Origin of the sequence: Ligilactobacillus ceti DSM 22408, assembly GCF_000423245.1 — a bacterium.
Lineage (GTDB): Bacteria > Bacillota > Bacilli > Lactobacillales > Lactobacillaceae > Ligilactobacillus > Ligilactobacillus ceti.
Window position 1 is genome coordinate 47,021 of the sequence record NZ_AUHP01000014.1, and the last position, 15,648, is coordinate 62,668.

Annotated in this window: 13 protein-coding genes; 1 reads left to right on the top strand and 12 read right to left on the bottom strand. The window is 35.1% G+C overall.

What is annotated here, in order from left to right; genetic code table 11:
* Positions 1-33: 33 nt before the first annotated feature.
* The 8 genes from cshA to G540_RS0101750 all read right to left on the bottom strand — a co-directional run bounded on the left by cshA (position 34) and on the right by G540_RS0101750 (position 8,556).
* Positions 34-1,560 carry a degradosome RNA helicase CshA gene (gene cshA, locus G540_RS0101715; RefSeq protein ID WP_027106606.1) on the bottom strand — a complete coding sequence of 509 codons (1,527 nt, stop codon included), beginning with the start codon at positions 1,558-1,560 and terminating at the stop codon, positions 34-36.
* Positions 1,561-1,730: 170 nt separating this feature from the next.
* Positions 1,731-3,107 carry a UDP-N-acetylmuramoyl-tripeptide--D-alanyl-D-alanine ligase gene (locus G540_RS0101720; RefSeq protein ID WP_027106607.1) on the bottom strand — a complete coding sequence of 459 codons (1,377 nt, stop codon included), beginning with the start codon at positions 3,105-3,107 and terminating at the stop codon, positions 1,731-1,733.
* A gap of 115 nt (positions 3,108-3,222) precedes the next feature.
* Complete coding sequence (locus G540_RS0101725) at positions 3,223-4,017, bottom strand: hypothetical protein (protein ID WP_152973817.1); 795 nt, start codon at positions 4,015-4,017, stop codon at positions 3,223-3,225.
* Between the two features lie 7 nt (positions 4,018-4,024).
* Complete coding sequence (gene htpX, locus G540_RS0101730; RefSeq protein ID WP_027106609.1) at positions 4,025-4,918, bottom strand: zinc metalloprotease HtpX; 894 nt, start codon at positions 4,916-4,918, stop codon at positions 4,025-4,027.
* Between the two features lie 21 nt (positions 4,919-4,939).
* Positions 4,940-5,494, bottom strand: a complete 555-nt coding sequence (locus G540_RS0101735) for a LemA family protein (protein ID WP_027106610.1) — start codon at positions 5,492-5,494, stop codon at positions 4,940-4,942.
* A 291-nt stretch (positions 5,495-5,785) separates the two neighbouring features.
* Entirely contained in the window at positions 5,786-6,580 is a 795-nt protein-coding gene (locus G540_RS0101740) for a TIGR02452 family protein (protein ID WP_027106611.1), read from the bottom strand.
* Positions 6,573-7,118 (bottom strand): dihydrofolate reductase family protein, encoded by a 546-nt coding sequence (locus tag G540_RS0101745; RefSeq protein WP_027106612.1) that lies wholly within the window; start codon positions 7,116-7,118, stop codon positions 6,573-6,575. The genes G540_RS0101740 and G540_RS0101745 overlap by 8 nt, the downstream gene beginning before the upstream one ends.
* 124 nt (positions 7,119-7,242) lie before the next feature.
* Positions 7,243-8,556 carry an NCS2 family permease gene (locus tag G540_RS0101750; protein WP_027106613.1) on the bottom strand — a complete coding sequence of 438 codons (1,314 nt, stop codon included), beginning with the start codon at positions 8,554-8,556 and terminating at the stop codon, positions 7,243-7,245.
* Positions 8,557-8,784: 228 nt separating this feature from the next.
* Here G540_RS0101750 and G540_RS0101755 point away from each other — a divergent pair, with 228 nt between their 5' ends.
* On the top strand, positions 8,785-11,154 hold the full coding sequence (locus G540_RS0101755) for a helicase C-terminal domain-containing protein (RefSeq protein WP_027106614.1): 2,370 nt from the start codon (positions 8,785-8,787) through the stop codon (positions 11,152-11,154).
* 48 nt (positions 11,155-11,202) lie between these two features.
* On the opposite strand, the gene G540_RS0101760 is transcribed toward G540_RS0101755, so the two are convergent.
* The 4 genes from G540_RS0101760 to G540_RS0101775 form a co-directional block, all read right to left on the bottom strand.
* Complete coding sequence (locus G540_RS0101760; protein WP_027106615.1) at positions 11,203-11,451, bottom strand: type B 50S ribosomal protein L31; 249 nt, start codon at positions 11,449-11,451, stop codon at positions 11,203-11,205.
* A 124-nt stretch (positions 11,452-11,575) separates the two neighbouring features.
* Positions 11,576-12,841, bottom strand: coding sequence for a transcription termination factor Rho (gene rho / locus G540_RS0101765; RefSeq protein WP_027106616.1), 1,266 nt, complete (start codon positions 12,839-12,841; stop codon positions 11,576-11,578).
* Between the two features lie 12 nt (positions 12,842-12,853).
* A complete protein-coding gene (locus G540_RS0101770) occupies positions 12,854-14,116 on the bottom strand; it encodes a UDP-N-acetylglucosamine 1-carboxyvinyltransferase (protein ID WP_027106617.1) in 1,263 nt (420 codons plus the stop codon).
* Positions 14,117-14,375: 259 nt separating this feature from the next.
* A partial coding sequence (locus G540_RS0101775) for an LPXTG cell wall anchor domain-containing protein (RefSeq protein ID WP_155885125.1) occupies positions 14,376-15,648 on the bottom strand: 1,273 nt, incomplete at its 5' end.

The window sequence follows — 15,648 nt, forward strand, 5'->3', positions numbered from 1 at the left end:
GAAAGCTATTCAGCTTTCAGTTTTGAAATTTAATTATTTATTTTTCTTTGTGCGGATTGTATATCCTTTTGATTTAGAGCTAGAATTTGATTTCCGACGGTTATCAAATTTACCTTTAGAATTAGATGAACGGCTGTTACGTTTCTTATCGTAACGACGTCCGCCACCGTTAGATTTGCCACCTTTACGTTGGCTACCACCACGGTAACGACCATTACCATTACCACCGCGTTTGCGACGTGGAAGTGGACGTTCTGGTGTAATCTTAACAGGTACTTTTTGAGCATCATCTTTAGTCATATCATTTAACAATGCAGCTACTAAATCTAAAGCATCATATTCAGCTAACAATTCTGTTGCTTGTTTTTCATACTTAGCTGTTTCTGTATCGTTAATTAATTCTTTAATATCATCTAAAGCAGCACTAATTTGACCGTGGAATGCTTCTTTTTCTGTTGGTGGACGTAAAGCATCCATCCGTTTTTTAGTTAATTTTTCAATTACACGTAAGTAATCCATTTCATTTGGAGTTACAAATGTCACAGAAACACCATGTTGTCCGGCACGACCTGTACGACCAATACGGTGAACATAACTTTCTGGATCTTGTGGAATATCATAGTTATAAACGTGAGTTACACCAGAAATATCTAATCCCCGGGCAGCAACGTCTGTCGCAACTAAGATATCTAACTTACCTTCTTTAAAGCGTTTCAAGATTGACATCCGACGTTGTTGTGATAAATCACCATGGATACCAGCAGCGTTATAACCACGTGCTTCTAAACCTTTAGATAATTCATCAACACGACGTTTTGTACGACCAAACACGATTGTTAAATCAGGTGCTTGGATATCTAAGAAACGTGTCATTAAATCAAATTTTTCATAATCGCGTGCTTTAACAAAGTATTGTTCAACTAAATCAGTTGTTAATTCTTTTGCTTTAATTTTCACGATTTCTGGATTGTGCATGAATTTTTCGCCAATTTTTAAAATTGCTGGCGGCATTGTTGCTGAGAAAAGTAATGTTTGGTGTTCTTTTGGAACAGCTTCAATAATACTTTCAATATCTTCAACAAATCCCATGTCTAACATTTCATCAGCTTCATCTAAAACTACCATTTTCACATGGCTAAGATCAGCTGTACGACGTTTAATGTGATCAAGTAAACGTCCTGGTGTCCCAACTAAAATTTGTGGGCCACGTTTTAAGGAGCTAATTTGTCTCCGGATATCTGCACCACCATAAACAACTTGGACCTTAGCACGCTTTTCTTTACCTAAACGATAAAGTTCTTCTTGCGTTTGAATCGCTAATTCACGAGTTGGTGATACGATAATAGCTTGAATGTGCCGATCTTGTGTATCAATGTTTTGTAAGATTGGCAACCCAAAAGCTGCTGTTTTACCTGTCCCTGTTTGTGCTTGTCCAATTACATCTTTCCCTGTTAATGCCAATGGGATAGTTGCTGCTTGGATTGGTGTAGCTTCTTCAAAGCCACTACGGTCGACAGCTTCCAACAACTCTTTATCAAGACCTAGTTCGCTAAATTTCAATTAATATTTCCTCCTAATTGTATCTCATACAAATTCCGTAAATAACACTTCATTATTTACTTCTTTACAACACAGTTCAGATTCTTATTAATTAATTAACATACTGCCTTGTAAAGCCCTTTTTTCTACTTATTCTATATATATTACCACCATTAGCAACTAAAAGCAAATTACTCTGCTAAACCAGCCACGATTTCTTCTAAATGGATGCCGTGACTTCCTTTAACCAAAACTAAATCATCCGACTTAATTTCTTTTTGTAAATCAGCTAATAAGCGTTCTTTATCAGTTACATCATATAAATGAATTCGTTCAGCCGGCATCTTATCAGCTAAAACTTCACCTAAATGACGCATCATTTCCCCACATAAATAAACTTGAGAAATTTCATCTGCATTAATAACTTCTGCTAAAGAAGCGTGCAATTGAGCGCTTTGTGTCCCTAACTCTAACATATCTCCCAAGACTACGATTTTTTCACCAACAACTGGTAAATCAGCAATTGTTTTCAAAACTTCCTTTGCTGCTGTTGGATTAGAGTTATAAACATCACTTAAAATTCTCGCACCTTGTTTTCCAGAGACCCATTCTGTCCGATTTTTCGTCAAAGCAAATTCACGTAAAGCTTTTTGTAAATTCATTCCAGTAATATGGAAATATTCACCCACGGCACTAGCTGCCAAAGCATTCGCTACATTATATTCACCCATTAATGGAATCGTGAGTTCTGGTGTATTATGATTTTTAATCATAAAACGAGTTTGCACACCATCACTTTTTATCTGCTCTGCTTGATAATCAACAAGAACTGCCTCATCCATGCCAAAAGTTAAACTTTCTTGTGAAATTTTTGCCACACGTTCTTGTAATAAAGGTTCATTACCTTTATAAATCAAAACGCCATCTTCTTTTAAACCGGTGACAATTTCCATCTTAGCGTCCGCAATTTTATCTCTAGTTCCGAAAAACTCTAAATGAGCTTCCCCGATCATAGTAATCACAGCAACATCCGGTTCAACTAATTCACTTAAGACAGTTAACTCACCCGGATGATCCATCCCTAATTCCACAACTAAAATCTCTGTATGAGGTTCCATGGCTAAAATAGTTAACGGAACACCGATTTCATTATTAAAATTAGCTTGTGTTTTTTGCACATTATATTGTGTTGCTAAAACAGCAGCCGTCATATCTTTCGTTGTTGTTTTACCGTTGCTACCTGTAATGGCAACAACTTGTGGATTAATTTTATTTAAGTAATACTTAGCTAATTTTTGTAACGCTTGTAAACTATTAGGTACAAGTAATTGTGGTAAATCAACAATTTGTTCTTGGTGATCAAGTTGCCATAATGTCGCAACGGCACCTTTTTCAATTGCTGACTGCACATAATCATGCCCGTCATTATTCGCTACTAACGGAATAAATAAGGCCCCTGGCTCAAGATTCCGACTATCGAAACAAACACTTGTAACAATAATGTCCTCCCAAGCTGGTTGTGATTCTATTTGTAAAGCTTGTGCAATTTCAGCCAATTGCATCTTCATATTTAATCGTCCCTTTCACACACTGATTTCTTTTCGCGTTGTTATTGTATCATATCTTAATTTTTTTGCATGCTAACAAAAAAAGTGAAGTAACTATCAGCTACTTCACTTTCGTTTAAAGACATTGCATGTCAAAAGCCATTTGATCAATAATTTCTAAATCCCATTTACGTTTTGGAAATGAATATTTTAAATTAGCAACCAATTCTGATCTTTCAACTAAGCGAGTTGGTTCATACCATTTAATTTCATAAATTGTATCCGGTGCAATCAAAACCGGAATTTTCAATTGTGTATTAGTAGCTTGGACAGTATTAAAATCAAAGACCGCTCCATTTAAAAAGACCGGCATTAATTCTTGGACTAACTCTTCTGGGAGTGGTGCGATTCTTTGTCGCAAAGACATAATCGGCCGTTTATCCCGAAAAGATGCTGTAGCATGCTGCAATAAACTATATGAAAAAACAGTATAAAAATCATTTAAATATCGATAATAAATTTTCAATGAACCATTTGGTAAAGTTAAAAAAGCATAATTGTTTTGGAGTTTATAATAAAAAGGTGAGCGTAAATGACTATAAGCATGACCTAAATATAACAATTCCGAGACTTCCCGCGGTTTAACTTCTTCAAGATTATATTGATCTTCAAAATCCACCCAGGAACGTTTCTTTTCTTGACGATTAAGCAAATATTTTTTAACATTTTTTTGCCCAATCACCATATTTAAACCAGTATTAATATCAATTTCATTCTCTAAATTGACTGGTGCAATCGATAAAATTTTTTCCGGAACATGATCAACCGAATTCACAAAATCTTCCATCTTAATCCCATAAGATAGCACCATATGCGTTAATTTTTCCAGATGTACGTAAACTACATTGTCACGCAACTCGCTCATCTCCATTCAAAAACTACATTGATTCTAAACGTTTAATCCGTGCCTCAATCGGCGGATGAGTTGCAAATAAATCACTTACTTCTTCTTTAAAAGGATTATCAATATATAAAGCTGCACTTGATTTATCTACATGTTCCATCGGTTCACTTTGACTAATTTTTCGCAAGGCTGAAATCAAGCCTTGGGGATTACGTGTCAACTCTACAGCTGACGCATCTGCCAAATATTCACGGTTGCGCGATAAAGCTAACTGCATCATAGTTGCAACTAACGGTCCTAAAACAATCACGAACAACGAACCTAAAATCATTAAAACAGTCACAATCGGATTGGTTTCTTCTTCATCATCGTGGCGACGTCCACCGCCCCACCAAAAAGCATTCATAGCCATATTAGATAGTAAAGAAACTACTGCAACTAAAGCTAAGGCTGTACTTTGTAAACGAATATCATAATTACGAATATGAGAAACTTCATGGGCGATAACGCCTTCCAGTTCTTCCCGATTCAAACGTGCTAACAAACCAGTGGTCACAGCCACAGCCGCTTTTTCTGGTTTTTGACCTGTGGCAAAAGCATTCGGACTAGCATCGTCAATAATGAACACACGCGGCATCGGAACTTTAGCCACAAGTGCCATATCTTCAATAATATGCCATAATTCAGGTGCTTGTTGCACATCGGTGATTTCTTGTGCATGATTCATGCGCATCACCACTTCTGTCGCTTGACCAATCATAATGGCCATATAACCAATGCCTAAAAATAAAGCCATTAAAACACCAGCAATTACACTATCATAAAACACATAGCCTAATGCCGCACCCACTAATAAAACGAAACCTAAAAAGGCAAACATGACCACTATGGTTTTTCGTTTATTTTGAGCGATTTGTTCATACAACATTTATTCTAAACCTTCTTCTTTTTAAAATTCAACTTTAGGTGCTACTTTTTCGTCAGTTGGAGTTTCTAAGTAGCCAACCTTCTTCATATGATGAATATTAGCTACGATATTTGATGGTACTGTAACTAATTTTTGGTTATAACTAGCAGCACTACTATTAAATAATTGACGAGAGTAAGCAATCTTGTTTTCTGTGTTGCTTAATTCTTCCATTAATTTTGTAAATTCTGTATTAGCTTTCAAATCTGGATAACTTTCAGCTAAAGCGAACACAGTTTTCAAAGAATTACTCAATTGATCAGACACAGCCATTTTTTCTTGATGATTTCCACTTGGAATTTGTGTCATTTGATTTCTTAAACTAACAACTTGAGATAATGTATCTTTTTCGTGTTTAGCATAGCCTTTTGTTGTTTCTACTAAGTTTGGAATTAAATCATTCCGACGTTTTAATTGAACATCGATTTGACTCCAAGCTTCTTCTGTATAAATCTTTGCCCGTTGTAATCCGTTATAAAGTGAAATATAACCGAAAATAAGAACTGCTAAAACAACAATAATAATAATGTATATCATGATAATTCCCCCTATTTTTTCTAAATCCATTGTTTAAAAAAAGCTACCATCCATCTAATTCAAAAGACAAATGGTAGCTTTTAGACAGTAGCTAACAAAAAGTTAACTATGACAAGAATATTCACATTATTCTTTATCAAACACGTCACATTCCGGTGACATTGTGTTCTGCTTCGAAATGCAGATCACTAGTTGCTAACAGCAAAATGATATTTCTATCACCTGATCTTCTCTCGACTCATCGCATAAGTTAATATTAGTCCTTTTTATCTATCTTTTCAAGCTTTTTACTTAACCTTTAAAATCTGTTAATAATTTAGCTTGGAAGACTTGAAAAAGATGTTCATCTCCTAAAATATCAAAATAAATTTCTTTGAAAGCACCTAAAAATTCCGTACGTTTTAAACACTCAGCAAAAATTTGCGCAACTTGTTGTGGATCATTTTCAAAAGAACCACAACCAAAAGCACCTAAAATTAAATAATCACAACGCTGTTCTTTAAACATCCGTAATGTCGCCAAAATCTTCGCAGTTAAACTCTCTTTGATTTTTGCATAATCTAGCGGGAGATGCTGCTGTTTCATACGCCGTAAGTTAGGGGCGGCAATCGTGATAATATCAACATATTTAAAATACGGTAAAATCTGATCTTCTTTTTCATCACGTAACACTTTAATATTTTGCGCATAAATTAATGCATCACTATATAAAAAATCATGATTATGAGTAAAATTTTGCAAATAATATGTTTGCCGATGTTTCAATAATTCTGGATACAAAAAGGTATTCCGACACAAAGCTTGTTCTTGAGCATTAATCCCTAACAAGAATCCTCCACCGGGTTCTACTGGATTCGCAAAATTCATCACACCGATTTTAGCCTCTTGAGGTAAATGTTGGATCCGGTATAAAACATTTTCATCTTTCACAAAAATTTTAATCGGTTTCAAACTTAAAGGTGCTGTTTCAGCAATTCCTTGCGGTACAACAAACGAATGTTGATCTAATTGACTCATTTCAACTTGATAAATGTTCACAATATTATGTGCTAATTTTTTACGTTGATTAAGGGCATCATTATTCATTTGTAACACCTTTACCCCAACGTGAATAAGTAATTTCATCATTTTGTGTAATTTCTAACAACTCCACAGTTGGCGGCTGATAGCGAGCGTCAAATAAGACAATTCCTTGTTTAAGCTCAATCGGAACTGTATAAAGATGAATTTCATCTACTAAATCACGACTAGTAAACTGATTAATCACGTGACTACCACCATACACCCAAATATTTTCTCCGGGTTGTTGTTGTAATCGTTCCACTAATTCAGCTACATCACAATCTTCAAAGAACAAATTCTTCACCTTAATAGCTAAATCTTGTTGATGAGTTAAGACATATATTTTTTTACCTTTTTTTGCTAATTCTGTTAATTCATACGCTTCTTTTAAATATGTATTTTTCCCCACAATAATCGTATCAAAATCAGCTGGCGTCGTAATTTTTTTAATGTAAGTGAGATCTTTTTTATAGTTTTTCATTAATGGCATTGTATCTCCTTGTTCATCTGCCATATATCCGTCAAAACTAACTAAAACGGACACGATTACTTTCCTTACCATACTTACCAACCCTATCTTTTTCTTATTAATTCAATTATATACTAACACAGCTGGCTTTCAATTTTTTAAATCCAAATAAAAAACTCCCAGCATTTTCACAATGCTGAGAGTCCCAATTTATCATTTATTTTGGTGCATTTAAAATCCACAAGAAGCCAACAAAGACGAAGAATAAAACATACATCAATGGAGATACTTCTTTACCACGTTTAGCAGCAATCATTGTGATTGGGTACATGATAATACCTAATGCTAAACCATCAGAAATACTATATGTTAACGGCATACCAATCAAAATTAAGAATGATGGAATCGCGATTTCTAATTTACCCCATTCGATTTTAGCCATGTTTTGCGCCATTAAAACACCAACAATAATTAAAGCAGAAGCTGTAACTTGAGGAGTAACTACACTTAATAATGGTGAGAAGAACAAACCTAAAATGAACAAGACACCTGTTGTTACGGCTGTAAACCCAGAACGTCCACCAACAGCAATCCCGGCAGATGATTCAACGTAAGCACCTACTGGAGATGTACCTAATAACGCACCTACAACCATGGCTGAAGAATCTGAAAGTAAAGCTTGGCCAACACGTGGCATTTTATTATCTTTCATGAAACCAGCTTGTTGTGCTAAACCGATTAATGTACCAGCTGTATCAAAGAATGTAACTAATAAGAAAGTTAAAACAACAACAACTAATTGAACACTGTTAATATCTGTCACGTGTGTAAAAGCTTGGAACAATGTTGGTTTCAAACTTGGCACGCTAGACACAAAATGAGTTGGTGCATCAATCATACCTGTCGCAACACCAAATACAGCAGAAATTAACATCGCAATAAAGATAGCCCCAGGAACGTTTAATAACATTAAAACACCTGTTGCAACTAAACCAATCACGGCAATCCATGTTGTTCCTTGGAAATGACCTAAACTAACAAATGTTTCTTTGTTAGGAACAATAATTCCACCACCACGTAATCCGATAAAAGCGATAAACAAACCAATTCCGGCACTGATCGCATATTTTAAATCAACTGGAATTGCATCGATAATCATTTCACGTAATTTGAAAATTGTTAATAATAAGAAAATAATACCTGCTAAGAAAACACCGGCTAAAGCTGTTTGCCAAGAAACACCCATTCCAATACATACAGAGTATGCGAAGAAAGCATTAATCCCTAAAGCTGGCGCTGTGGCGATTGGATATTTGGCAAATACCCCCATCATAATACAACCAAACGCACTTGCTAAACCTGTCGCTGTAAAGACAGCACCTTTATCCATACCAGCATCACCTAAAATAGCTGGGTTAACGAATAAGATATAAGCCATCGAAATGAAAGTTGTAAAACCAGCTAACATTTCTCGTTTGATTGTTGATCCTAGTTCCTCGATACCGAAGTATGCATTAATTTTATTTTTCACAATTAATCCCCTTTTTCCGAACATTATTATGTTTATTGAGAAAACATTACTCAACTAATATACATTATTTTCTGTTTTTTGTAAAATATTTTTTAAAATTTTATTTATTGTTCGTGTTTTACTCTAAAAATCACTTTCGTTAACCTAATCGCCCATTTTTGCGCATTACTTAATTTAGTCTATAATAGTTGATAACTTAATTACTTTTGACGAAAGGAGGTCCCAAGCATGCTTGAAAAAACTATTGGTATTCGTGAATTAGTTGAATTACTCTTACGTTCAGGCGATTTATCATCTAGCACAAATAGCCAAACATCCGCTTTAGAAGGTGCTAATATCCACCGAGAAATTCAAGCTGACTGGCCGGCGGAAATTCAAGCTGAAGCTAGCGTAAAATACCCCATCGAAATCGCTGGCGAACAAATCACTTTACAAGGACGTGTTGATGGTTGGATTGAAAATGAAGAAATTTTAGAAATCAAAACTTCTTCACCTAAGTTCCAAGATTTACCTGCCAGTAAATTACAATTATATTGGGGACAAATTAAAGTTTATGCATATATTTTAATGACCCAAAATAATTTAGATGAACTGAAATGTTCATTAATCTACTATCAAACAACAACTGAAGAAATTACTACTAAAAGCGAAATCTTTAATTATGCTGAAATTAGTTCTTTCTTTAATGAATTAATCCAAAAATATACTGATTTAATTCTTTTCACACAAACGCTCCAACAAAATCGGAATCAATCGTTACAAACACTCGAATTTCCATTTCCACAATACCGAAAAAATCAACGGGAACTGGCCGCCGCAGTTTATAAAACAATTGCTTTACGTAAGACACTCTTTACCGAAGCTCCAACTGGAACAGGTAAGACGATTTCTTCTTTATTCCCCGCCTTAAAAGCAATGGGTGAATCCAAAATTAATCGTATCTTTTATCTAACAGCTAAACAAAGTACCCGGCATGTGGCTGAAGAAACATTAGAATTATTAATGCAACAACATATTCAGCTCCACAGTATCACTTTAACGGCTAAAGATCAGATTACCTTCCCAGAAGAAGTCGGTTTGCCTGATGACAAAAACCCTTTTTTCATTGGTTATTATGATCGTATTGAGGGTGCGATTTTCGATATTTTAGAAAATGAAACAATCATCACTAAAGAAACAATCACCACCTACGCCCGCAAACATAATGTAGACCCATTTGAATTTTCTTTAGATACAAGTTTATTTTGTGACGTTATTATTTGTGACTATAATTATCTTTTTGATCCTTTAGTTTATTTACAACGCTTCTTTAATTTCCGCAATTTACAAAATTGCCTTTTAATTGATGAAGCACATAATTTAATCGCTCGTTCCAAGAGTATGTACACTAAAGAAGTCTCGGCCGCAGCTGTCGCTGATTTATTAAATAAAGTTCAAACTAATAATTTACCCAAAGCTTTAGCTAAACGTTTAACACAACTCTTAAATGCTTTTGATGTTTTAAAAACTGTCTTAATTGAAAATCAACAAACTCAATTAATTTTAGATGAACGTTTAAAAGATTTAGAATTACGTATGCAACAGTTTATCACCTATACTTCACGGTGGTTAAAAGAAGTTCCTGATAGCAGTCTGAAAGAAGCTGTTTTAGAAGTATTTTTAGCTTGTCATGCATTCTTAAAAATTGCTGATTTCTTCGATGATACATTCCGTATTTCATTACAATTATCTGACCAAACAAACGATTTAATTGTGAAAGTCTTTTCGTTAAATCCAAGTCGCCTTTTACAAGAAGATTTAGCTTTAGCTGGTAGTAAGGTGCTCTTTTCAGCAACCTTCTCACCAATTAATTATTATCAAAAAATGTTAGGCAACAATCCACAAAGCTTGGCTTATCAGCTACCTTCACCTTTTGATCCTAAAAATCTAAAATTAATTATCCCGAATTATTTGCCAACAACTTACTCACAACGAAAAAATAGTTTACCGCAAGTTGTCCAGACCTTATCCACAATGATTACGAGTCATCTCGGGAACTATTTAGTATTTTTACCATCTTATACCTATTTAGAACAATTGAGCACCGCTTTCCAAGAAAGTTATCCCCATGTGCGTATCTTAAAACAAACTCCTGAGATGACGATGGAAGAACGCGCCGACTTTTTAGCTGAATTTACCCCAGATCCGCAAGAACCGCTTTTAGTTTTTGCTATTTTAGGAGGTATTTTTTCTGAAGGTATTGATTTAAAAGGTTCACGTTTAAGTGGAGTCGCAATTATTACAGTCGGACTCCCGGTGCAAACAGCCGAACGTCAAGAACTGCAATCTTATTTCAATGATCAAGCCGATCCCGGTTTTCAATATGCCTATCAACTTCCCGGCTTAAATAACGTTTTACAAGCTGCTGGTCGTGTTATTCGTACAAATGAAGATGTTGGTGTTGTCTTACTAATTGATACTCGTTTTACAACTTTCAATTATCGCCAATTCTTCCCAGCACATTGGCAACAATTAGAAATCGTTTTTACACCTCAACAACTCCAAAATAGCCTCGCTACTTTTTGGCAAAAACAAACCACAAAAAAGCGTAACAAGTAATTAAACTTGTTACGCTTTTTTGAATAAGTACTTAAGCTGCACTTAAAATTATTTTGTAAAACCGTATTTCTTGTTGAAACGATCCACACGACCATCTGCTTGTGTAAACTTTTGTTTACCTGTGTAGAATGGGTGTGAGTCACAAGAAATTTCAACACGGATTAATGGGTATGTGTTACCATCTTCCCATTCAATTGTTTCTGCTGAATGTTTTGTTGAAGCTGACAAGAATTTGTATCCTGTAGCTGAATCTAAGAAGACTACTTTGTGGTAATCTGGGTGAATTCCGTTTCTCATTATTAATTTCGCTCCTTTGCCCTAATTCATTTGCTGAAATAGAGTTATTCTTTGTAATATAACAATCATCATAATAGCATGAATTTTATTTTGGTGCAATCATCTTTTAGTTTTTAAAAACAAATTATTTGATTTTTTTAATTTCTCGGCAAAATTCCGAATTATTTTTAGTTTTACTTAACATTTGCAAGATTTGTTCAGTATCACGAACCATCACACCAGACATTTTCCGGCGTAAATTCCAAATGGCATCAAGTTCTGATTTACTTAATAACAAATCTTCTTTTCGTGTTCCGGAACGTTTGATATCAACGGCTGGGAAAATACGATGTTCTGCTAATTCCCGACTTAATTGTAATTCTTGATTACCAGTTCCTTTAAACTCTTCATAAATAACATCATCCATGCGGCTTCCAGTATCAACTAATGCCGTTGCCAAAATTGTTAAACTTCCGCCTTCTTCAATATTACGCGCGGCACCGAAGAATTTTTTCGGATGATATAACGCTGCTGGATCTAAACCACCCGACAAAGTCCGGCCACTTGGTGGTACGACTAAATTATACGCCCGTGCCAAACGAGTTAATGAATCAAGTAAAATCACAACATCTTGTTGATCTTCAACCAAACGCATAGCACGTTCTAAAACTAATTCTGCAACGCGGGCATGATTTTCGGGTTTTTGATCAAAAGTAGAATATACAACTTCACCATCAATTGTCCGTTCTAAATCAGTAACTTCTTCTGGGCGTTCATCAATTAATAAGACAATCAAGTTCACATCAGGATTATTAGCTTTCAAACCTTTCGCAATCGCTTTTAATAAGCTGGTTTTACCCGCTTTAGGTGGTGCCACAATCAACCCCCTTTGACCGTATCCAATTGGCGCAAACAAATCAATCATACGTGTAGATAACTGTTCTTGAGTTGTTGATAGCACAATTTGTTTTTCAGGATATAAAGCCGTCAATGCCGGAAAATGAGGACGTCCTTTTGCTTCTTCAGGAGCTTTACCATTCACACTTTCCACATACATCAAACCATAATAACGTTCATTAGCTTTTGGCGGACGTGCTTTTCCAGCAATCTTATCACCATTCCGCAAGCCAAAACGTCGAATTTGTGACGCGGAAATATAAATATCTTCTTGGGATGGACCATAATTAATCGGACGTAAAAAACCAAAACCATCTTGTTGCGACACGATATCTAAAATACCTGTCATATAAAAATAACCTTGTTGCTCTGCTTCAGCACGAATTACAGCTAAACAGAGTTCTTTTTTATTCATACGACTATAATTAGGAATCTTATATTCACGGGCATACGCATAAATTTCTTTCAGCGTTTTCCGTTCAAGTTTTCCTAATGTGAGTTCACTCGTTGGCATTAACGATTCCTCCTAGTCTTCGATTTCTAAAGTAACAGAAAGTCCAGCAAACTTTTCAATTAAACGTTCATATCCACGTAAAATATTATCAGCTTGTTCAATCACAGTCATTCCGTCAGCCATTAAAGCTAATCCCAACAAGGAAACACCTGCTCGAATTTCACCAGCTTCGACAACTGCACCTGTTAAATCAGTAGTTGGTCCGGTAATTTTAATAATTCCATCTTGAGTTGTGATTTGCGCACCCATTTTTTGCATTTCTGGAATATGTTTAATCCGTTCTGGATATAAAGTATCAATAATCATTGAATTGCCTTGTGCTTGTAATAATAACGGTGTAATCGGCTGTTGTAAATCAGTCGCAAATCCCGGAAATGGTGATGTCGTTACAGTCACAGGTTTTAAATTGTGACTCTTAGGTACATAAATACTATCTTCACGAATATCCAAATCCACACCGATTTCAATTAATTTAGCGATAAAAGGTTCTAAGTGTTCAGTAATAACATTTTTAACTAAGACACCTTCACCATTAGCTGCTGCTAAAGATAAATAAGTTCCAGCTTCAATCCGATCAGGAATAATTGTATGTGTATTATGTGATTTCAAAGTCGAGACACCTTCAATCCGAATAATACCAGTCCCAGCTCCCCGAATATGAGCTCCCATATTATTCAAGAAAGTCGCTAAATCAACAATTTCTGGTTCTTTTGCCGCATTTTCAATGATAGTGGTGCCTTTAGCACGAACAGCCGCTAACATCACATTAATTGTTGCTCCGACAGAAACCAAATCAAAGAAAATAGTTGCTCCCCGTAATCCATCGGGACCGGTTGTGATATAAACCGCATTATCTTTTTCTTCAACATGTGCTCCTAATGCTTCAAACCCTTTAATGTGTTGATCAATCGGACGTGGACCAATATTATCTCCACCAGGAAAACCAACAACAGCTTCCCCAAACTTACCTAATAATGCACCCATAAAATAATATGATGCGCGTAAACTTTGAATGGCTCCACCTGGTAATGGTGTTTTAGCAATTTGTGTTGGATCAACTTCTAAGACTCCATTATCAAAATGTGAACTAACATTCATTTCTTCTAAAATTAACATTAAATTACGGACATCTAAAATATCAGGTACACTATCAAATTTAACTTTTGTGTCCGCTAAAATTGCAGCCGGAATCAATGCGACGGTACTATTTTTTGCACCACCAATTGTTACTTCACCGCTTAATCTTTGTTTTCCTTTAACTAAAAGTTTTGTCATCGCTTCTAATTCCTCACTTGTTTATATTTCAAATCTTTTTAGGAATATACTTATTCACAAAATTTTTTTGCTTCATTATATTCAACGTTTTTTGAGTAAATACGCCTTTCTCAATATTACAAGATACTCCGCTCAGTTGCAATTAAATTCCGCATAAGGAAGCCTAATTTCATCAACTTTTTAACATTCTTCAAAAGAAAAAAAAGATGTTGATGATAAATCAAAATCTATCATCAACATCTTTCTTTTTGTGAGCTAATTAGCTAAATTTTCTTCTTGTGAAAATTAACATCATTGCCCCAATCATGCTTACCAAAATTCCCATTAAACTAGCAACACTTCCTTGGTCACCTGTGGCAGGTAATTTAGGTTGTGCAGGTTTTTCTGGTTCACCTGGTGTTTTGACAGTACTTGGTGTTTCCGGTGTACGTTCACCAGTTGGTGTTTCACCGATTACTTTTACAGTATTAACAACTGTGTTTACTTTTTGATCTAAATCACTTTGTTTTACAACATAAGGTGTCTTAGCTTTATAAACATAGCTTTGTCCTGGGTGGAGAGCTTGTTTCATTTGAGCTAAGTCAACTACAACATTCTTCATACCTAATTTAGCATCGTTGATAATCACTTTATTAAGTGTCACGTTACCTGTATTCGTAATCTTGAATTCATAGTAAACTTTGTCGCCAGACTTATGGTATTTATGATCTGAGTAAACTTTAGAACCATCAGCACTTGTAATCTTAGTTACAGATTTAACAACTGTTAAACTTGGTTGTTGTTCTGTTGGTGTATCTGTTTTACCTGGTTCTTCAGGTGTATCTCCACCTGGAGTTGTACCGATTGCTTTCACAACATTTGTAACTTTACCAGCATCAATATCTGCTTGAGTTACAACGTGTGGAGCTTGAAGGTCATATGTTGCTGATTGACCTGGTGCAATCTTGATATTATCAATTACTAAATCCTTAACATTCAATAAATCATCATTAACTGTTAATTTTGTGATTGTTACATTACCTGTATTCTTCACTGTGAATTGATAGTAAACTTTATCACCTACGGCATGAATCTTACCAGCTTTTTTGCCTGTATATTCTTTATCAGCTTTATCAGTAATCTTACGAACTGATTTTGTGACATCCATCTTAGGTTCACTGTCTGTTGGTGTATCTGTTTTACCTGGTTTTTCTGGAATATCTCCACCTGGTGTCTTACCTGAGACTTTAACTGTGTTAACTAAGTTATCTTTACTATCTAAATCTGCTTGTGTCACAATATATGGCACTGTGAATTCATGCGTATAAGACCCACCTGGTAAAATATTCAAGTTTTCCAGTTTTAAATCTGTGATCTTTAATTTTTCATCATTGATTGTTAAACCTGTAATTGTTTGGTTACCTGTATTCTTGATTGTTACTTCATAGTAAACTTTATCGCCTACGGCGTGTAATTTACCGGCTTCTTTACCTGTATATTCTTTATCAGCTTTATCAGTAATCTTAGTTACAGCTTTTGTGACATCCATTGAT